The 20,439-nt window shown below is 43.5% G+C and carries 14 protein-coding genes, 2 tRNA genes and 2 rRNA genes; 15 read left to right on the plus strand and 3 right to left on the minus strand.

Annotated elements, in window-relative coordinates:
- The first annotated feature begins 32 nt into the window (after positions 1 to 32).
- The 4 genes from ACQ31U_RS05775 (at position 33) to aroE (ending at position 3,631) form a co-directional block, all read left to right on the plus strand.
- Positions 33 to 1,598, plus strand: coding sequence for an AbgT family transporter (locus ACQ31U_RS05775; RefSeq protein ID WP_431054122.1), 1,566 nt, complete (start codon positions 33 to 35; stop codon positions 1,596 to 1,598).
- Positions 1,599 to 1,711: 113 nt separating this feature from the next.
- Positions 1,712 to 2,266, plus strand: coding sequence for a Sua5/YciO/YrdC/YwlC family protein (locus tag ACQ31U_RS05780; RefSeq protein ID WP_431054123.1), 555 nt, complete (start codon positions 1,712 to 1,714; stop codon positions 2,264 to 2,266).
- Position 2,267: 1 nt separating this feature from the next.
- Complete coding sequence (locus tag ACQ31U_RS05785; RefSeq protein ID WP_431054124.1) at positions 2,268 to 2,810, plus strand: GNAT family N-acetyltransferase; 543 nt, start codon at positions 2,268 to 2,270, stop codon at positions 2,808 to 2,810.
- A complete protein-coding gene (gene aroE, locus ACQ31U_RS05790) occupies positions 2,807 to 3,631 on the plus strand; it encodes a shikimate dehydrogenase (protein ID WP_431054125.1) in 825 nt (274 codons plus the stop codon). The genes ACQ31U_RS05785 and aroE overlap by 4 nt, the downstream gene beginning before the upstream one ends.
- A gap of 15 nt (positions 3,632 to 3,646) precedes the next feature.
- Here aroE and ACQ31U_RS05795 read toward each other — a convergent pair whose 3' ends face one another.
- Positions 3,647 to 4,636 (minus strand): LacI family DNA-binding transcriptional regulator, encoded by a 990-nt coding sequence (locus ACQ31U_RS05795; RefSeq protein WP_431054126.1) that lies wholly within the window; start codon positions 4,634 to 4,636, stop codon positions 3,647 to 3,649.
- 2 nt (positions 4,637 to 4,638) lie between these two features.
- Positions 4,639 to 5,166: a D-lyxose/D-mannose family sugar isomerase gene (locus ACQ31U_RS05800; protein ID WP_431054127.1), complete on the minus strand. Its 528-nt coding sequence runs from the start codon at positions 5,164 to 5,166 to the stop codon at positions 4,639 to 4,641.
- Positions 5,167 to 5,415: 249 nt separating this feature from the next.
- Here ACQ31U_RS05800 and ACQ31U_RS05805 point away from each other — a divergent pair, with 249 nt between their 5' ends.
- Genes ACQ31U_RS05805 through ACQ31U_RS05825 form a run of 5 tightly spaced genes read left to right on the plus strand, consistent with a single transcriptional unit; the run spans position 5,416 to position 11,542 of the window.
- Complete coding sequence (locus ACQ31U_RS05805; RefSeq protein ID WP_431054128.1) at positions 5,416 to 6,447, plus strand: NAD(P)-dependent alcohol dehydrogenase; 1,032 nt, start codon at positions 5,416 to 5,418, stop codon at positions 6,445 to 6,447.
- A 9-nt stretch (positions 6,448 to 6,456) separates the two neighbouring features.
- Positions 6,457 to 7,965, plus strand: coding sequence for a xylulokinase (gene xylB / locus ACQ31U_RS05810; protein ID WP_431054288.1), 1,509 nt, complete (start codon positions 6,457 to 6,459; stop codon positions 7,963 to 7,965).
- Between the two features lie 2 nt (positions 7,966 to 7,967).
- Complete coding sequence (locus tag ACQ31U_RS05815) at positions 7,968 to 9,461, plus strand: sugar ABC transporter ATP-binding protein (protein WP_431054129.1); 1,494 nt, start codon at positions 7,968 to 7,970, stop codon at positions 9,459 to 9,461.
- A gap of 29 nt (positions 9,462 to 9,490) precedes the next feature.
- Positions 9,491 to 10,501 carry an ABC transporter permease gene (locus ACQ31U_RS05820; RefSeq protein WP_431054289.1) on the plus strand — a complete coding sequence of 337 codons (1,011 nt, stop codon included), beginning with the start codon at positions 9,491 to 9,493 and terminating at the stop codon, positions 10,499 to 10,501.
- Positions 10,502 to 10,549: 48 nt separating this feature from the next.
- Complete coding sequence (locus ACQ31U_RS05825) at positions 10,550 to 11,542, plus strand: substrate-binding domain-containing protein (protein WP_431054130.1); 993 nt, start codon at positions 10,550 to 10,552, stop codon at positions 11,540 to 11,542.
- A gap of 88 nt (positions 11,543 to 11,630) precedes the next feature.
- Here the strand turns inward: ACQ31U_RS05825 and ACQ31U_RS05830 are convergent, their stop codons facing one another.
- Positions 11,631 to 12,230, minus strand: a complete 600-nt coding sequence (locus ACQ31U_RS05830; RefSeq protein ID WP_431054131.1) for a nitroreductase family protein — start codon at positions 12,228 to 12,230, stop codon at positions 11,631 to 11,633.
- A gap of 279 nt (positions 12,231 to 12,509) precedes the next feature.
- On the opposite strand from ACQ31U_RS05830, the gene ACQ31U_RS05835 reads away from it, so the two are divergent.
- The 6 genes from ACQ31U_RS05835 (at position 12,510) to ACQ31U_RS05860 (ending at position 20,242) form a co-directional block, all read left to right on the plus strand.
- Positions 12,510 to 14,021 carry a sodium-dependent transporter gene (locus ACQ31U_RS05835; protein WP_431054132.1) on the plus strand — a complete coding sequence of 504 codons (1,512 nt, stop codon included), beginning with the start codon at positions 12,510 to 12,512 and terminating at the stop codon, positions 14,019 to 14,021.
- Positions 14,018 to 14,110 carry a methionine/alanine import family NSS transporter small subunit gene (locus tag ACQ31U_RS05840; RefSeq protein ID WP_431054133.1) on the plus strand — a complete coding sequence of 31 codons (93 nt, stop codon included), beginning with the start codon at positions 14,018 to 14,020 and terminating at the stop codon, positions 14,108 to 14,110. The genes ACQ31U_RS05835 and ACQ31U_RS05840 overlap by 4 nt, the downstream gene beginning before the upstream one ends.
- Positions 14,111 to 14,468: 358 nt before the next feature.
- Positions 14,469 to 16,008: ribosomal RNA gene (locus tag ACQ31U_RS05845) — 16S ribosomal RNA — on the plus strand.
- A 75-nt stretch (positions 16,009 to 16,083) separates the two neighbouring features.
- Positions 16,084 to 16,160 (plus strand) — tRNA-Ile (locus ACQ31U_RS05850).
- A 197-nt stretch (positions 16,161 to 16,357) separates the two neighbouring features.
- Positions 16,358 to 16,433 (plus strand) — tRNA-Ala (locus ACQ31U_RS05855).
- Between the two features lie 421 nt (positions 16,434 to 16,854).
- Positions 16,855 to 20,242 (plus strand): 23S ribosomal RNA (locus ACQ31U_RS05860).
- The 16S and 23S rRNA genes sit together here with 2 tRNA genes alongside, the layout of an rRNA operon.
- Positions 20,243 to 20,439: the final 197 nt, after the last annotated feature.

The following is a 20,439-nucleotide window of genomic DNA, read 5'->3' on the forward strand; positions in this document are numbered from 1 at the left end:
GGTTTTATGTCTAAATATAGGGGGGTATTTTAATGAAACATGAAAATGTCAAAGAGGGTAAGTTTTTACGCACGGTGGAATGGTTAGGCAATGCATTACCGCATCCGGTAACCCTTTTCTTTATTTTTATCATGGTATTATTGGTTTTTTCTGCGCTCGGAGCCTATTTGGGGATTTCGGTACCAGATCCTCGGCCTGAGGGCGCAAGCGGACGTTCGGCAGACGGTATTATTTATGTGGTCAGTTTATTGAACCAAGAGGGTATTGTTAAAATCCTCACCAATTTAGTGAAAAATTTTACCAATTTTGCCCCGCTAGGTACGGTATTGGTTGCCCTTTTGGGGGTTGGGATTGCTGAAAAATCGGGATTATTATCGGCAACCATACGGTTAATGGTGCTTAAAGCGCCACGTAAACTGACCACATTGGCAATTGTTTTTGCTGGTATTATGTCGAATATGGCAGCAGAATTGGGGTATTTAGTGCTGATTCCGCTTGCAGCGATTATTTTTCACTCCTTGGGAAGACATCCGTTGGCGGGCTTGGCGGCGGCGTTTGCCGGCGTTTCCGGCGGTTATTCTGCAAATTTATTGCTTGGTACAATTGATCCGCTACTGGCTGGGATCACTCAACAGGCCGCACAGTTGATTGATCCGACCTATACTGTTGGGGCGGAATCAAACTGGTATTTCATGTTTATCAGCACCTTTTTGATCTCGATTGTCGGTTATTTGGTTACGGAGAAGATTGTAGAACCCCAATTGGGCGTGTATGAGGGAGGGTTTGCTGCTCAGAATGAGCAAGAAATAAAGCGGACTGCCGAAGTGAGCAAACTTGAACGCCAAGGGCTGTGTTATGCCGGATTAACCTTTATTTTGCTGTGCTTGATTTTAGCATGGACGGTTGTGCCGGAGAATGGTTTCTTAAGGAATCCGAAAACCGGTTTAGTGGCGGGCTCTCCTTTTTTAAGCTCAATTGTCGTGTTTATCTTCGTATTATTTGCTGTTCCCGGCATAGTGTATGGTTGGGTAACGAAGAGTATCCGCTCGGATAAAGATGTCGTCAATGCAATGGCTGAGTCGATGAGTACCTTAGGCTTATATTTAGTGATTATCTTTTTTGCCGCGCAATTTGTTGCGTTTTTCAATTGGACCAATATCGGACAAGTGATTGCTGTGAAGGGAGCGAACTTTTTAAATGATATTGGTTTGCGCGGCGGTTTGTTGTTCATGGGATTTATTTTAATCTGTGCTTTTATCAATCTTATGATTGGATCCGCCTCGGCGCAATGGGCGGTGACAGCACCGATTTTTGTCCCAATGCTCATGTTGTCGGGTTATGCGCCGGAAACCATTCAAGCGGCATATCGAATCGGTGATTCCGTAACCAACATCATTACGCCGATGATGAGCTATTTCGGCTTAATTATGGCAACGGTGATTAAATATAAAAAAGATGCCGGTGTGGGCACATTGGTTTCCATGATGTTGCCGTATTCCGCCATATTTTTGGTTGGTTGGTCATTACTTTTCTTTGTATGGGTATTTGTGTTTAATTTGCCGGTTGGTCCGGGTTCTCCAATCCACTATCCGGCATAACCTGTCATTGTTATTTAATCTTTGGTGTGACGGCAACCGAGGTCGTTACACCAATTTTTATTCTAAGTTTAATCTGCTAATATATTGACGATTTGACTTTTGATGATTTTATAATGACCTATACTTTACAACAGCTTGTTTCCCACTTAAAACACCAACAGGTGATAGCCTACCCGACCGAAGCGGTGTTCGGGCTGGGTTGTGATCCGTTGAGTGAAAGTGCGGTTTTAACCTTACTCGAATTAAAACAACGCCCTATTGAAAAAGGCTTAATCGTGATTGCACCGCACTTGGATTATCTATTGCCGTTTATTGATCAATCGCGTTTGCAAGCCGAGCATTGGCAACGGTTACAAGCCGATACTGATCGCGCGATTACTTGGCTCGTGCCGAAAAGTGCGCAAACCCCCGATTTCCTTAGTGGTAAATTTGACACTATCGCCGTGCGCTTATGCCGCCACCCTGCGGTGACCGCACTTTGCCAAACGGCGCAAACCGCGCTGACCTCCACCAGTGCCAATCTCAGCGGCTTGCCGCCTTGCCGCACCGCACAAGAGGTGCGCTTGCAATTCGGCGCAGATTTTCCGGTGTTGGAAAGTGCGGTCGGCGGCGCACAAAACCCGTCGGAAATTCGTGATATTTTTAGTCATCAAGTGATTAGGGCATAGTATGCTGAAAGCAACAATTGAAGTTAATCAAGAACTGAGGTTACAACAACTCACAGAAAGTGATGCACACTGGGTTTTTCAGGCGATAGCGCAAAATCGCACGTATTTGGGGCGTTGGTTGCCGTTTATTGCAAGCACTCAGCAAGTGTCGGATTCGCTGGAGTTTATCCAATCTTTGCAGCAAAACAGACTGGCGCAGGTGTTTAAAATTCATTATCAAGGACAAGGTTGCGGTTTAATTGGTTTTAATTCTGCGGATAGTAGCAATGCTAAAGCGGAAATTGGCTATTGGTTGTGTGAGGATTTTCAGCATAAAGGCATTATGACATTAGCAACCGAGGCTTTATTGGATTATGGCTTCCGAGAGTTGGGGTTTAACCGCATTCAAATTAAATGTGCACTTGGTAATCATGCGAGCCGTGGCATTCCTCAACGTTTAGGGCTTATTTTGGAAGATATTGAACGACAAGGCATTTTATTGAGCAGCGGTGAATTTGCTGATTTTGAAATTTATAGTATGTTAAAACAAGAGTGGAAAAAATGAACAGCTATGCAGACAGCCATGCCAACAAATACGCCGTGTGGGGCAATCCGATTGCACAAAGCAAATCGCCGGAAATTCAACAGCATTTTGCGGCGCAACAAGGTGTCGCGTTGAATTATGAACGTAAATTGGGCGACGAAGTGCGGTTTGAGCAACAGCTCGCCGATTTTTTTGCCGACGGTGGGCAGGGGTGTAATATCACTGCGCCGTTTAAAGAGCGAGCGTTTGCTTTGGCGGATTTGCACAGTGAACGCTGTTTGACCGCAGAAGCCTGCAACACTTTGAAAAAGTTGCCCGACGGACGGTTATACGCCGACAACACCGATGGCGCAGGTTTGGTCAGTGATTTGCAACGTTTAGGCTGGCTGCAACCGCAACAACAGATTCTTATTCTTGGCGCAGGCGGTGCAACCAAAGGCGTGCTGCTGCCGTTATTGCAAGCCCAGCAACAGATCATGCTGGCAAACCGCACTTTAGCAAAAGCACAGCAACTGGCGGATAAATTTCAGCCTTACGGCAACATTCAAGCAGTGGAATTGGAACAAATTCCGGTGAAGCCGTTTGATGTGGTTATCAATGCCACCTCGTTAGGCTTACAAGGCAAAGTGATTGAAATTAATCCCGAAATCATACAAAAGTGCGGTCTGGCGTATGATATGCAATATGCCAAAGGTGCAGACACCCCGTTTATCACATGGGCAAAACAGTGCGGAGCAAGCAAAACCGCCGACGGCATCGGTATGTTAATCGCACAAGCCGCCCATGCATTTGAGTTATGGTTTGGGGTGATGCCGCGGACAAGCGCACTTTTGCAAAAGTAGACTTCATTCTAAGCCTTAAATGCTGACCTCGCCACGAACGATAATTTTTGAAATATCGGCATTAGGCTTTTCTATTGAGCGAATGGCTAGATTAATTGCCTGATAGCCGATTTCATACAAATTATGTGAGATACAAGGTATTTTAAAACCATAAATTTCAGCATAGGGTACATTATCTATGCTAAATAAATCAAAATCTTGTTTAAAAGTTAATCCGGCTTCAATACAGGCTTTTAAAATGCCAAGTGAAATTTGATTATTCATTCCGGCAAAAACCACCTTATTTTTATTGGTTCTAAGATAAGATTTGGTCGTGTGATAAGCAGCTTCCATAAAAAAATCGGCGTGGAAAATCGTCAGATTTTTGCTTTTATCAATAACAGAAGTAAGACCTCTCACCCGATCAGTTGATACATTAGAATATTCCGGTCCTGCGATGACAACAACATTTTGATAATTAGTTAGATTAATATAATTAGCAACTTCTGTTCCACAGTGTAAGTTATCAATATAAATACCACTATATTCCGAGTTGCCGATTTCTCGGTCAATTAAAATCACCGGAATATTGAGTGATTTTAATTTTTGCAAATAGTCGGGTTGGTAATTTCTGTCGGAAGAAATTACCGATAAAACAATGGCATCGACTCCATAGCTAATCATCCGTTGGATTGATTGCGTCTCAACTTCTTCAGATTCGTAGGAATCAAACATCAAAATATCATACTCTAATTCTGATGATATTTTACTCATGATTTTTGCCAATTCGCCAAAAAAGGGATTGCTCATATTTGGATTAACAATTCCAATCAGCTTATTTTTTTTCGACTTTATATTGCTCGTATTGGAAAAATAACCCATCTGTTCAGCAATAGTTAAGATTTTATCGCGAGTTTCGGCTTTTACTTTACCAGGATCAGATAATGCGCGTGATACCGTTATTTTGCTGAGACCTGATGCCAGTGCAATATGTTCTAATTTAATTTTTTTTGATGATGAAGTCATAGTTATACTCTTATTACCGCCGGATCGGTAAAGATATCAAATTCGTCACGGCTTTGGCTTGAAAACTCCGCTATGACAGCACCGTCATTACCGGCTTGAAACCAATGTTTGGTGTCGGGTGCAATGGTATATTGTTCTCCGGGTTGAAGGTGAATTTCGTGTTTTGCGGTGTACCATTGCTGATGATCTTGTGGTGGAATTGCCTGAGGATTTTCGGTTGGCAGCCCTTCAACATAGAGATAAACCTCACCAAATAAACAACGGAAAGTTTCTTGTTTGCCGATATTATTTTCAAATGGTGGGTGGCGATGTTCAGGACAATTTTGTTGTGGAAACAAAACTAATTGCTTCGCACAATAGCGTTCGTTATTGATGAAAGTAATGAGCTGTAGCCCCATCTGTTCTAGCTTACCCAATTTAAAATCGGTGATTTCAATGTTTGCTTTATCTTGCGCCGACAGTATCGTACCTGCTTTTGCCAGTAAAGCAATTGTTCTTTCTATGATTTCAGAATGATCATTTTTATTCATTTTTCACCTCAAATATTGTTAATTTTATCGGTTAAGCCGTATTAGTAAGTGAGCTATTATTGATAATAAGCCAATTATAACGAGAAAATGTGATCTGCGTTGCAATTATCATCACGAATATTCGGGTAATCTTCCATTTTGTGATCTTTGACACATTATTATCATTAAAATGATATTAAATTATCAATAAATGATTTTCATATCATTTATTGAGGTTTAAAAATTCAATCAACTATCGAGGAAATGGCAATGAAAGCATTAGTTTTGGACTCGGGAAAGTTATATATCCGCGATAAAAACGTAGAAACCACCGTAGGCGATGATGATGTTGAGATCAAAATACATACTGTCGGGATTTGTGGCAGTGATGTGCATTATTATCAACATGGCAGAATCGGTCCTTTTGTGGTTGAAGAACCGATGATTTTAGGGCATGAAGCCTCCGGTGTCGTGACCAAAATCGGAAAAAATGTCACCCATCTTGCGGTTGGTGATCGGGTTTGTATGGAGCCGGGCATTCCTAATTTATCATCAATGCAGTCTAAATCCGGATTTTATAATTTAGATCCTGAAGTGCGGTTTTGGGCAACGCCGCCGATTGACGGTTGTTTAAGGGAGAGCGTAGTTCATCCAGCGGCATTTACCTTTAAATTGCCTGAGCACTTGAGTTTTGCGGAAGGAGCTATGGTTGAACCGTTGGCGATAGGTATGCAATCAGCAACAAAGGCACAAATTAAACCGGGTGATATTGCATTGGTTGTCGGTGCAGGCACGATTGGGGTTTTGACCGCACTTTCTGCTTTAGCCGGTGGTTGTGCTGAGGTGATTATTTGTGATGTAGTGGACGAAAAATTAGCCATTGCAGGGCAATATGCAGGAATTCATCCGATTAACAGTAAAACGTCCGATTTATTGGCGTTTGTACATCGTTTGACAAACGGAGCAGGTGTTGATGTGTTGTTTGAATGTAGCGGTGCTGCTGCGGTGATTGAGAGTTTACCGACCTATATGGCGCCCGGTTCAACCGCAGTATTAGTCGGTATGCCGGTTTCACCTGCTCCGGTTGATATTGTCGCTGCGCAAGCAAAAGAGATTACCTTCAAGACAATCTTCCGCTATGTCAATATGTATCCAAGAACCATTCGCTTGTTGGCATCAGGTAAATTAGATATTAAACCTTTAATTTCATATGTTTATAAGTTTGAAGAATCTATCGAGGCTTTTGACAGGGCAGCTTCTGCAAATCCTAATGATGTCAAAATTATGATTGAAATGGAGTAAAAAATGGGAATTTATGCCGGCGTTGATTGTGGTACACAAAGTACCAAAGTGATTTTAATTGATACGGAAATGGGCGAGATTTTAGGATTGGGTAGTGCGCCCCATCAATTAATCAGTGAAAGTAATGGAAAAAGAGAACAGCAACCTGAATGGTGGATTTCCGCGTTTCAGCAAGCTTTTTCCAATGCCATAAAAAATGCCGGCATTACGCCTGAAAAAATTCATGCAATCTCGATTTCTGGACAGCAGCACGGCTTAGTGGTGTTAGACAAAGTAGGCAACCCTTTATGTCCGGCGAAATTGTGGTGTGATACGGAAACAAACGATGAAAATGAAGCCTTATTAACTGCGCTGGGCGGAGCAGAGACTTGCTTAGAAAAGTTAGGCTTGGTTCTTGCAACCGGTTATACCGCCTCGAAATTACTTTGGTTAAAGCGACATCAGCCCGAAGTGTGGAGCAAGATTGATACGGTGTTGTTGCCACATGATTATCTGAATTACTGGCTGAGCGGCAATAAGGTGATGGAGTTTGGTGATGCGTCGGGAACAGGATTATTCAATATTTATCAGCGTGACTGGGATCAACGCATTATTCGTTTAATTGATGATAGCGGTGTATTAGAAAAGGCATTACCAAGATTAATTCGCCACAATCAAGCGGTAGGAACGGTGTTGCCTGAGATTGCAACAATATTGGGATTAAATCCCAACACCTTAATTGCAGCTGGCAGCGGCGACAACATGATGGGTGCAATAGGAACAGGAAATATTGAAGCCGGAATAGTCACATTAAGTTTAGGTACATCAGGCACATTATACGCTTATTCTGAGCAACCGATTAAACCGGTTTCGGCGGCTATTGCGAATTTTTGTTCTGCGAACAATGGTTGGTTGCCCTTAATTTGTACCATGAATGTCACTTCAGCAACGTCCTTAGTACAAGATCTGTTTCAATTAAATTTGGGAGACTTTAATAAGCAATTAAAAAGTTCACCACTTGGTGCAGACGGTGTAATGGTGTTGCCGTTTTTCAATGGTGAACGAGTCCCTTCTTTACCCATCGCCAAAGCCAGTATTCACGGCTTAGATAATAAAAATTTCACCAGTGAAAATGTATGTAGGGCGACAGTTGAAGGTATTACTTTTGGGTTGCGTTATGGCTTGACGTTATTTAAGCAGTCAGGGATAGAAATTTCACAAATCCGTTTGATTGGTGGTGGGGCGAAAAGTGAAATATGGCGACAAATTGTCGCCGATATAATGAATTGTGAAGTGATTTGTTTGAGAAATAGTGAAGCAGCTGCTCTAGGGGCAGCAATTCAGGCTGCTTGGCTTCATCAATTACAACAACCTAATCAGTCACGAGATGAAAAAACACTGTTTAAGGAAATTAATCAACGCTTTGTTGTGTTAGACAAAACAACATTGACTTTACCGAATACAAGTTGTGTTGCGCAATATAACGATATTTATTTTAAATATGTACGTTTATTAACAGAATATTATTTAGAGAAATAAATATGGAAAATACAGCAGATTATTTATTGGAAGTCACCGGTGTACGTAAAGCGTTTGGCGAAGTAGTTGCTTTAAAACAAGTTGAGTTTATTCTGAAAAGAGGATCAATTCATGCTTTGTGTGGGGGTAATGGAGCCGGGAAATCGACATTCCTCAGCATTTTAATGGGGTTCATCACACCGGATAGTGGACATATTTTTGTCAATGGCAAAGAGCAACATTTTGAAAATCCAAAACAAGCATTAGCAGCAGGAATCACGATAGTACAGCAAGAGCTGAGTACGATCCCGGATTTGTCTGTAGCAGAAAATATCTATTTGGGTAATGAACCGAAAAAGATGGGTTTTGTTGATTTTTCACAATTAAATCAGCAGACACAAAATTTATTAGATGATTTAGGATTTGATGATATTTCGCCACAAGCAAAAATGCGTGATTTAAGTGTTGCAGAACAACAGTTGGTTGAAATAGCAAAAGCTTTATCACATTCTAATGCCGATATTATCATTATGGACGAACCAACTTCTGCAATTGGAGAAGAAGATGTCCAGAAACTATTTCAGTCAATAAGAGCATTGGCAGAAAAAGGGAAAGGAATAATTTATGTATCCCATCGTTTATCAGAAATTTTTGAATTAGCGGATATGTTTACTATTTTTCGCGATGGTAGTTATATTTGTGAAGGCGAAATTAAGGATATAACCAGGGAAAAACTGATCGAACATATTATCGGAGGGGAGTTAAGTCAAGAATTTGCGAAATTTAATACGCCTTCGGATAATATCGTATTAGAGCTTGATTCATTAAGTTGGAAAAATAAATTACATCAAATTAATTTTCAACTTCGACAGGGTGAAATTTTAGGTATTTATGGTTTAGTCGGATCAGGACGGAGCGAATTGTTAGATATTATTTTCGGTTTGGAACAAGCGGATCAAGGCAGTATTTATTTTCAAGGGCATAAACTGGCACGCCATTCCGTCAAAAAAGCGATTGATTTAGGATTGGCTTATGTAACTGAAGACAGAAAAGCTAGTGGTTTGGTTTTATGCCGTTCAGTCGCTGAAAATATTGATTTATCTTCTTTAAACCAAATCAGCCGCTTTCATTTTATTAATCAATTTAAATCTAAAACACGCACACGAGAAATGATTAATAAATTTAATATTAAAACCCCAAATGAAGAACAGTTGGTGATTAATTTAAGTGGCGGTAATCAACAAAAAGTGATTTTAGGCAAATGGGCATTGTTAGAACCGAAAATTTTGCTGCTTGATGAGCCGACAAGGGGAATTGATGTCGGTGCAAAAAAAGAAATATATCACTTTATGTCGGATTTCGCCCAAAAAGGTAAATCCATCATTATGGTTTCTTCTGAGCTTTCAGAAATTATCGGCATGAGTGATCGGGTTATTGTCTTAAAAAATGGAAAAATAAACGGTGTTTTGACAAGAGATGAATTAACACAAGCAACACTGATGAACTTGTCCGTCTGATTTATAATAAAGGTAAAATTATGAATAATATGTTATTGCTAAATAAGCTTGATTATAAGAAAACATTAAATCGCTACGGAATTATTTTTGCATTTATTGCATTATGTTTGGCGATTGCGATTGCTGGTGAAATTTCAGTTTATTATGGAAATTGGGCAGACAACTACTTTTTAAGTAGAGATAATGCGTTGATTATTTTGCGACAGGTGTCTATCAATGGCATTTTAGCAATAGGCATGACATTCGTAATTATTACTGCAGGTGTAGATTTATCTGTTGGAGCAGTGTTGGCTCTAGCCGGTATTATTTCTGCACGTTTTGCAACTAGCGGTAGCCTTGCAATTGGCGATACTGATATGGCGCTTTGGTTGCCGGTTTTTATTGCAATTACGGTGGGCGCATTGGCTGGTTTTATTAATGGTGCGGTGATTGCTAAATATAATTTACAGCCCTTTATCGTTACGATGGGAATGTTATCAATTGCACGTGGATTAACCTTACTTTCAACCGATGGTAACCCTGTTTCGCAATTAAATCCAGATTTTCGCTGGTTAGGAAACGGTTATTTATTTGACAGTATTCCTATTCCGGTGGTGGTGTTTATTTTCATCTTTGTGATTGCGTGGATCATTTTAAATAAAATGCCGTTTGGACGTTATATTTATGCTGTCGGTGGAAATGAAAAAAGCACCCGCACTTCAGGGATTAATGTATTTCAAATTAAAGTCTTAGTTTATACTTTCTGTGGTGTTCTAGCTGCGATAGCAGGGTTAATTTTGACTGCAAGAACCGGCTCGGCACAAACAAATGCAGGAACAGCTTACGAACTTGATGCGATTGCTGCGGTTGTGATTGGCGGAACGAGTATGGTTGGTGGGGTCGGGACATTGATGGGAACGTTTTTCGGAATTTTGATTATCGGGGTCTTGAATAATGGATTGGATTTGTTGGGGGTGCAGTCGTATTACCAACAACTGATAAAAGGTGTACTTATTGTTGTTGCCGTGATGTTAGATCCATCACGCAAACAACGTCGATAATGTGTTGTTGTATGACACGGTTTTCTCAACTTAAAGAGGATTTATTTTATGAAAAAATGGCTCTTAACATCAGTTGCATTGGCAGTTTCAACCACAGCAGTTGCACAAAAACCACCCGTTAAAATTTCAATTTTAATGTATGGAATGAAAGCGGAATTTGTGCAATTAATGGAAAAAGCAGCAAAGGATCATCCTGCTGTAAAACAAGGATTAGCAACCTTAACCATTTATGATGGTCGTTATGATCCGTTGGTACAAAATAATCAGGCAGAAACCGCAATTCAAACTAAAACTGATGCGATTATTATTAATCCGATGGACTATGAAGCAAATATTGATGTTGTGACGATGGCGAATAAAGCGAATATTCCGGTCGTGGTGACAAATGCGCGTTTAAATACCGACAAAATGACAAGCGAAGTGGTGTCTGATGATGTTGAAGGCGGATATTTGGAAGCGAAAGCGGTATTGGAAAAAATGAACTGCAAAGGTAATGTTGTGATTATTGAAGGTCCGAAAGGTGGTTCTGGTGAAATCCAGCGTGGACAAGGTAATGAACGCGCTATTGCTGAATGCGGTGAAGGAAATATTAAAATTTTAGAACGGAAAACTGCGAACTGGTCACGCTCTGAAGCTATTCCTCTAATGGAAAACTGGTTACAAAAACATCGTGGTAAAATTAATGGGGTGATAGCACAAAATGATGAAATGGCACTCGGCGCAATTGAAGCGATTCAAAGCGCGGGACTAAATGTGTATGATTTTGCGATTGCTGGTGTTGACGGTGTAAGTGATGCGATTCATGCCGTAAAAGAGAAGAAAATGACTTCAATTTTACAAGATGCCAGAGGACAAATTCACGGTTCGATAGATGTTGCGATGAAAGCAGTAGTTGGCGACGGTTATCAACCGATGTCAGATATTTGGCAGCAATATCAAGGAAAAATGGATTGGAATGATGGCAAATCTAAACGGTATGATGTCCCGTGGACGGTTGTAACCTTAGAAAATGCCGATCATTTGTTGGATATGCGTAAATAATAAATGCGCAATCTGCTAATGATGTATTTATGACTTAAACTGACCGCACTTTTACCTATTTTATGCTAAAAGTGCGGTTATTTTTTGCTTAACCAAAGATTTTAAACCGTTGTTCATCGTCCATATAGGTTTTTTCTCCCGCTGCCGCTTCGATACTGCCGAATGGCATTTGTGCGCGCAGTTTCCAGCTTGCCGGAATGCCCCAGGTTTTTGCCACTTCTTGGTCGATAATCGGATTGTAGTGTTGTAGGGTCGCGCCTAAACCGGCTTCGGTTAATGCCAGCCACACCGCATATTGCGCCATGCCGCCGGATTGTTCCGACCAAATCGGGAAGTTTTCGGCATAAGTTGCGAATTGCCGTTGTAAACCGGTTACTACGTCTTGATCTTCAAAATAGAGTACGGTGCCGAAACCCGCTTTGAAATAGCTGTTCACTTTGGTTTCCGTTGCCGCAAATGCGTCGGTAGGCACGATTTTACGCAGCGTGTCTAATACGATATCCCATAGTTTTTCGTGTTCCGCACCGAATAGCACCACGACACGCGAAGATTGTGAATTGAATGATGATGGCGCCTCGCGCACGGTTTGTTTAATCAGTGCGGTCAGGCTGTCTTTGGATAGTTCAACGTTTTTGCCGATACTGTAAATCGAACGACGAGCCTTTTGTAATTGGTTAAATGCAGACATAGTGTTTTCTCCTGATTTGGCTGTGATTTTCGCTATCTTATTTTGAACAATTGCTATTGTAAATGGTGAAAATGTTGATACATCGTTTCACCACAGGAAATTATCATGCGCCAAAGTGCGGTTTAATAAAGAATAAAATAGCAATTAAAGCAATTTTATAGTGTTTTTTTAAAACAAATTGCTTTTTTTGGCTAAAAATATGCTATATAGTGGCGAAGTTTAGATATTATCTATTCTTAATTATTTTAACATATCATGATTATTTTAGGAGGTTGAAGCATGGCTCAACAACACGCGCCGTCTTCACGTGAAACATTCTCCGGTCGTCGCGCTTTTATTATTGCGGCGATTGGTTCTGCTGTCGGATTGGGAAACATTTGGCGTTTTCCGTATATCACTTATGAAAACGGCGGCGGTGCATTTATTATTCCTTATGTGGTGGCATTGCTGACCGCCGGGATTCCGTTATTGTTTTTGGATTACGCTATCGGGCATAAATACCGTGGCGCAGCCCCGTTGTCGTTCCGTCGTATGACCAAAAGTTTAGAAACGTTTGGTTGGTGGCAGGTAATGATTAATATCATTATCGGCACTTACTATGCGGTGGTGCTGGGTTGGGCGGCGATGTACACCTACTACTCTTTCACCGGCGCTTGGGGTACGAATCACGCGGATTTCTTTTTTAAAGAAGTGTTGCAAATGGCGGATGCCGGCGTGAGTCTTGATTTTGTCGGCACGGTAACCGGACCACTGATTGCGGTGTGGTTGGTCTGTTTGGGGATCTTAGCGCTCGGCGTAAAAAAAGGGATCGGCAAATCTGCCGCGATAATTATGCCGTTGTTGGTGGTGATGTTCTTTGTTTTAGTGGGAACATCATTAACGTTAGACGGTGCGGCGAAAGGCTTAAATGCGCTATTCACGCCGGACTGGTCTAAATTATATGATCCGAAAGTGTGGATTGCGGCTTACAGCCAAATCTTCTTTTCATTATCCATTTGTTTCGGGATTATGATTACCTATGCGTCATACCTCAAACCAAAAACGGATTTGAGCGGCTCGGGCTTGGTGGTTGGTTTTGCCAACAGCTCGTTTGAAGTGTTGGCCGGTATCGGCGTATTTGCGGCGTTGGGCTTTATCGCAACTGCAAACAACCAACAAGTATCGGAAGTGGCGACATCGGGCATTGGTTTAGCCTTTATCGCTTTCCCTGCGATTATTGATAAAGCGGGCTGGATTATCGGCGTGCTGTTCTTCGGTTCATTGACCTTTGCCGCCTTGACCTCGTTAATTTCCGTGTTAGAAGTGATTATCGCGGCGGTGCAAGATAAGCTGCAAGCGCGCCGCGCCAAAGCTGTGTTTATCGTCGGTGTGCCAATGATGTTGGCATCGGTGTTGTTATTCGGCACGACAACCGGCTTACCGATGTTGGATGTGTTCGATAACTTCGTTAATAAATTTGGTATCGTAGCGGTGGCATTGTTCTCGATTCAAGCGATTGTTTTAACCAACAACTTACCGCAACTGCGTGAACACATTAACCGTGTTTCTTCGTTCCAACTGGGTAAATGGTGGGAAATCGTAGTCGGCGTAGTTACGCCGGTGGTGCTGTCGTACATGTTATTAAGCGAAGTCAGCGATGTGTTGAAAAACGGCTACGGCGGCTATCCGACATGGTTTGTAAATACCTTCGGTTGGGGCATGGCGATTGGCTTGATTGTAGTTTCCCATATTCTGTCTAAATTGGCGTGGAAACACGAAACCATTGATTTTACAAAAGGACATAAAAAATGAGTATCAGTGCAATTATCATGATGACCGTTGCCCTCGTGATTATTTGGGGCGGATTAGTGATTTCGATTAAACGCTTACCGAAAGAATAAGCCATATTTTTAACAATCCAACCGCACTTTTGCTGAATAAAACCACAAAAGTGCGGTTTTTCGTTTAAAAAAGCGCCGCTCGGAAATTTTTTGCAAAAAAGTGAAAAAAAGCTCTTGCAAAGAATCGCTGAATGTCTATAATGCGCACCTCACAACGACGCAGTGTGCTGTTTGAAGCCGGCGGTTGTGACTGTTCTTTAACAATATATCAGACAATCTGTGTGGGCACTTGTGCAAGGCATTGGTAATTTAAAGATTTAAAAAAACTAAAGTCTTAATGAGTGCTGATAGTAAATTCATAATTGAAACTTTTGTGGTTTCAATATTATAGTCAGAGATTCGTTGAGCGATTGAACTTGAATTGAAGAGTTTGATCATGGCTCAGATTGAACGCTGGCGGCAGGCTTAACACATGCAAGTCGAGCGGTAACGGGGAGTAGCTTGCTACTTTGCCGACGAGCGGCGGACGGGTGAGTAATGCTTGGGAATCTGGCTTATGGAGGGGGATAACTACGGGAAACTGTAGCTAATACCGCGTAATATCGAGAGATTAAAGGGTGGGACTTTCGGGTCACCCGCCATAAGATGAGCCCAAGTGAGATTAGGTAGTTGGTGAGGTAAAGGCTCACCAAGCCGTCGATCTCTAACTGGTCTGAGAGGATGACCAGTCACACTGGGACTGAGACACGGCCCAGACTCCTACGGGAGGCAGCAGTGGGGAATATTGCGCAATGGGGGGAACCCTGACGCAGCCATGCCGCGTGAATGAAGAAGGCCTTCGGGTTGTAAAGTTCTTTCGGTGATGAGGAAGGTGTTTTGTTTAATAGACAGAGCAATTGACGTTAGTCACAGAAGAAGCACCGGCTAACTCCGTGCCAGCAGCCGCGGTAATACGGAGGGTGCGAGCGTTAATCGGAATAACTGGGCGTAAAGGGCACGCAGGCGGATAGATAAGTGAGATGTGAAATCCCCGAGCTTAACTTGGGAACAGCATTTCATACTGTTTATCTAGAGTTTTGTAGAGAGGGGTAGAATTCCACGTGTAGCGGTGAAATGCGTAGAGATGTGGAGGAATACCGGAGGCGAAGGCGGCCCCTTGGACAAAGACTGACGCTCATGTGCGAAAGCGTGGGGAGCAAACAGGATTAGATACCCTGGTAGTCCACGCTGTAAACGATGTCGATTTGGGGGTTGCCTGTATGGGTGGCTCTCGAAGCTAACGCGTTAAATCGACCGCCTGGGGAGTACGGCCGCAAGGTTAAAACTCAAATGAATTGACGGGGGCCCGCACAAGCGGTGGAGCATGTGGTTTAATTCGATGCAACGCGAAGAACCTTACCTACTCTTGACATCCTAAGAAGAGCTCAGAGATGAGCTTGTGCCTTCGGGAACTTAGAGACAGGTGCTGCATGGCTGTCGTCAGCTCGTGTTGTGAAATGTTGGGTTAAGTCCCGCAACGAGCGCAACCCTTATCCTTTGTTGCCAGCATGTAAAGATGGGAACTCAAAGGAGACTGCCGGTGACAAACCGGAGGAAGGTGGGGATGACGTCAAGTCATCATGGCCCTTACGAGTAGGGCTACACACGTGCTACAATGGCGTATACAGAGGGAGGCGAGAGTGCGAGCTTAAGCGAATCTCTTAAAGTGCGTCGTAGTCCGGATTGGAGTCTGCAACTCGACTCCATGAAGTCGGAATCGCTAGTAATCGCAAATCAGAATGTTGCGGTGAATACGTTCCCGGGCCTTGTACACACCGCCCGTCACACCATGGGAGTGGGTTGTACCAGAAGTAGATAGCTTAACCGAAAGGGGGGCGTTTACCACGGTATGATTCATGACTGGGGTGAAGTCGTAACAAGGTAACCGTAGGGGAACCTGCGGTTGGATCACCTCCTTATATATGACTGATGATTTTGTATAGGTGTTCACACAGATTGTTTGATAGAAAAGAAGACAGACCGTATAGAGAGATAGGCTTGTAGCTCAGGTGGTTAGAGCGCACCCCTGATAAGGGTGAGGTCGGTGGTTCAAGTCCACTCAGGCCTACCAATTCTACTTATTCTGCACCGCTTTGAGGGTTGCGATACTCATATGCTCGCGCATACTGCGTTTCTCACCTCAAATCGCTTTTGAATAAGCGAATTGGCTTTTAGCTTCATCATCTTGAATATCTGCGATGCCCATGTGCTGTTCGCACACTGCGCTTCTCGATTTCAACCTGATATCGCTAAATACGGGAAAAGAAAGGGGCTATAGCTCAGCTGGGAGAGCGCCTGCTTTGCACGCAGGAGGTCAGCGGTTCGATCCCGCTTAGCTCCACCACGCTTTAACTTGTCACAACGAGGTCAGTAATGACTGAAGTATCGGTGATAAGGGTTTATTGATTAATAGTGAGTTTTCTTAGCCAACGCTTTATGAGGGATTAAAAAACCTAAAGTGCGGTTAAGAGGATTGAGTATTGGTTGAAAAACCGATTTGTTCTTTAAAAATTTGGACACAAGCTAAAAACTGAAGAGAACTCAAGCGTTCGAAAGGACGTAAGAGCTGAGTATTCGAAAATCGAGCAATCGAGAATCGAATTGGGCTTGTTTGGTGAGAAAAGGCACTGAGCAGGTCAGCGTAGGGAAACTTACGCACGAGTCAATGGAAGACGGCTTTGGGAATGGAAAGCGGACTGAACGAAACGGGCACGAAAGTGGTTAGTTGAAATGAAAGTGCGGTATAAAAATTCTTGAGGTTGTATGGTTAAGTGACGAAGCGTGCAGGGTGGATGCCTAGGCAGTCAGAGGCGAAGAAGGACGTGCTAATCTGCGAAAAGCGTGGAGGAGTTGATAAGAAGCGCTATCACTCCACGATATCCGAATGGGGAAACCCAGTAGATGAAGAATCTACTATTGTTAACTGAATCCATAGGTTAACAAGGCGAACCGGGAGAACTGAAACATCTCAGTACCCCGAGGAAAAGAAATCAATTGAGATTCCGTAAGTAGCGGCGAGCGAACACGGAGAAGCCGTTAGTGATAGTAAGTGAGTTAGGAGAATGAGTTGGGAAGCTCAATCGCAGAGGGTGATAATCCCGTATCCGAAGGCACAGTTACGGTACTAAGCTAACAGCAAGTAGGGCGGGACACGAGAAATCCTGTTTGAAGATGGGGGGACCATCCTCCAAGGCTAAATACTCCTGACTGACCGATAGTGAACCAGTACCGTGAGGGAAAGGCGAAAAGAACCCTGGTGAAGGGAGTGAAATAGAACCTGAAACCCTGTACGTACAAGCAGTGGGAGCCCCCCACTTAAGCCTATTGAAGGATAGGATAAAACAACCGCACTTGATGGTTAACAACTTGCGCAGCAAGTTGGTCAACAATAAAAAATCAAGCAGTGGGCTTAAGGGGGGGTGACTGCGTACCTTTTGTATAATGGGTCAGCGACTTATATTGTGTAGCGAGGTTAACCGAATAGGGGAGCCGAAGGGAAACCGAGTCTTAACTGGGCGAAGAGTTGCACGATATAGACCCGAAACCCGGTGATCTAGCCATGGGCAGGTTGAAGGTTGGGTAACACTAACTGGAGGACCGAACCGACTACTGTTGAAAAAGTAGCGGATGACTTGTGGCTGGGGGTGAAAGGCCAATCAAACCGGGAGATAGCTGGTTCTCCCCGAAATCTATTTAGGTAGAGCCTTAGACGAATACCTTCGGGGGTAGAGCACTGTTTCGGCTAGGGGGTCATCCCGACTTACCAACCCGATGCAAACTGCGAATACCGAAGAGTAATATCTAGGAGACACACGGCGGGTGCTAACGTTCGTCGTGAAGAGGGAAACAACCCAGACCGCCAGCTAAGGTCCCAAAGTCTATGTTAAGTGGGAAACGAAGTGGGAAGGCTTAGACAGCTAGGATGTTGGCTTAGAAGCAGCCATCATTTAAAGAAAGCGTAATAGCTCACTAGTCGAGTCGGCCTGCGCGGAAGATGTAACGGGGCTAAAACATAGCACCGAAGCTGCGGCATTCAGATGACAGATTTCAGATGTCAGGAGACAGTATGGCAATCAAGTTTGAAGATTTGAAGGTGTTTCAACGCGCTTATAAAGTGTCGTTGGAAATTCATCAAGCGAGCTTGGATTTTCCTAAGATAGAGCAATATGCGTTAGGAGACCAAGTTAGACGGGCAAGCAAAAGCATTTGTGCAAATTTAGCCGAAGGTTTTGCAAGGCAACGTACTAAAGCGGATTTAAATCGATTTCTTAGCATGGCAATAGGCAGTGCTGATGAAATGCGAGTTTGGTTAAGATACTGTTATGACTTGAAATATGTAGATGAACAAGATTGGCAAAGATGGCGTAATGAATACGAAGAAATTGCGAAGATGTTACAAGGTTTTGGTAAAACACCGAAACCTGACGTCTGAAATCTGTCATCTGATTGGGTAGGGGAGCGTTGTGTAAGCGGAAGAAGGTGGCTCGAGAGGGCTGCTGGACGTATCACAAGTGCGAATGCTGACATAAGTAACGATAAAGGGGGTGAAAAACCCCCTCGCCGGAAGACCAAGGGTTCCTGTCCAACGTTAATCGGGGCAGGGTGAGTCGGCCCCTAAGGCGAGGCTGAAGAGCGTAGTCGATGGGAAACGGGTTAATATTCCCGTACTTGTGATAAGAGCGATGTGGGGACGGAGCAGGTTAGGTTATCCGGGTGACGGAAGTCCCGGTCCAAGCGTGTAGGATGGATGATTAGGCAAATCCGGTCATTTATATCAGAGGCGTGACGGGGAGACTCCACGGAGTCGAAGTAACCGATACCACACTTCCAGGAAAAGCCGCTAAGCTTATCTTATCATAAACCGTACTGAAAACCGACACAGGTGGTCAGGTAGAGAATACTCAGGCGCTTGAGAGAACTCGGGTGAAGGAACTAGGCAAAATAGCACCGTAACTTCGGGAGAAGGTGCGCTGACGGTAATTGAAGTCCTTAACGGATAGAGGTGAAGTCAGTCGAAGTGACCAGCTGGCTGCAACTGTTTATTAAAAACACAGCACTCTGCAAACACGAAAGTGGACGTATAGGGTGTGACGCCTGCCCGGTGCTGGAAGGTTAATTGATGATGTGAGAGCATTTGATCGAAGCCCCAGTAAACGGCGGCCGTAACTATAACGGTCCTAAGGTAGCGAAATTCCTTGTCGGGTAAGTTCCGACCTGCACGAATGGCGTAATGATGGCCAGGCTGTCTCCACCCGAGACTCAGTGAAATTGAAATCGCCGTGAAGATGCGGTGTACCCGCGGCTAGACGGAAAGACCCCGTGAACCTTTACTATAGCTTGACACTGAACATTGAATTTTGATGTGTAGGATAGGTGGGAGACAGAGAAGTATTAACGCCAGTTAATATGGAGTCGTTGTTGAAATACCACCCTTTAAGGTTTGATGTTCTAACACAGACTGCGGCACGCGGTCGTGGACAGTGTCTGGTGGGTAGTTTGACTGGGGCGGTCTCCTCCCAAAGCGTAACGGAGGAGTACGAAGGTTTGCTAATCACGGTCGGACATCGTGAGGTTAGTACAATGGTATAAGCAAGCTTGACTGCGAGACGGACATGTCGAGCAGGTGCGAAAGCAGGTCATAGTGATCCGGTGGTTCTGAATGGAAGGGCCATCGCTCAACGGATAAAAGGTACTCCGGGGATAACAGGCTGATACCGCCCAAGAGTTCATATCGACGGCGGTGTTTGGCACCTCGATGTCGGCTCATCACATCCTGGGGCTGAAGTAGGTCCCAAGGGTATGGCTGTTCGCCATTTAAAGTGGTACGCGAGCTGGGTTTAGAACGTCGTGAGACAGTTCGGTCCCTATCTGCCGTGGGCGTTGGAAAATTGAAAGGGGCTGCTCCTAGTACGAGAGGACCGGAGTGGACGCACCGCTGGTGTTCCCGTTGTTTCGCCAGAAGCATTGCGGGGTAGCTATGTGCGGGAGAGATAAGTGCTGAAAGCATCTAAGCACGAAACTTGCCTTGAGATGAGTTTTCCCACACTTAGAGTGTGTAAGGGTTGTTTAAGACGAAGACGTAGATAGGCGGGGTGTGTAAGTGTAGTGATACATTGAGCTAACCCGTACTAATTGCCCGAGAGGCTTAACCATACAACGCTCAAGGGTTTTACCCAAAAGCCGAGAGAAAGTTGTAAGAAAAGACAAGAGACGAAAGAGCGAAGTCAGAAGCTCGAGTAGGGCTCGAGGAGTTTGAATCAGATTAGCTTGTGACCGAATAGGAATAACAGCGAAAGAAACGCTGAAAGAATAAAAAATAGAGAACAAAACAAAGTAAGAAGAAACAAAGA

The organism is Testudinibacter sp. TW-1, from assembly GCF_050613185.1.
GTDB lineage: Bacteria > Pseudomonadota > Gammaproteobacteria > Enterobacterales > Pasteurellaceae > Chelonobacter.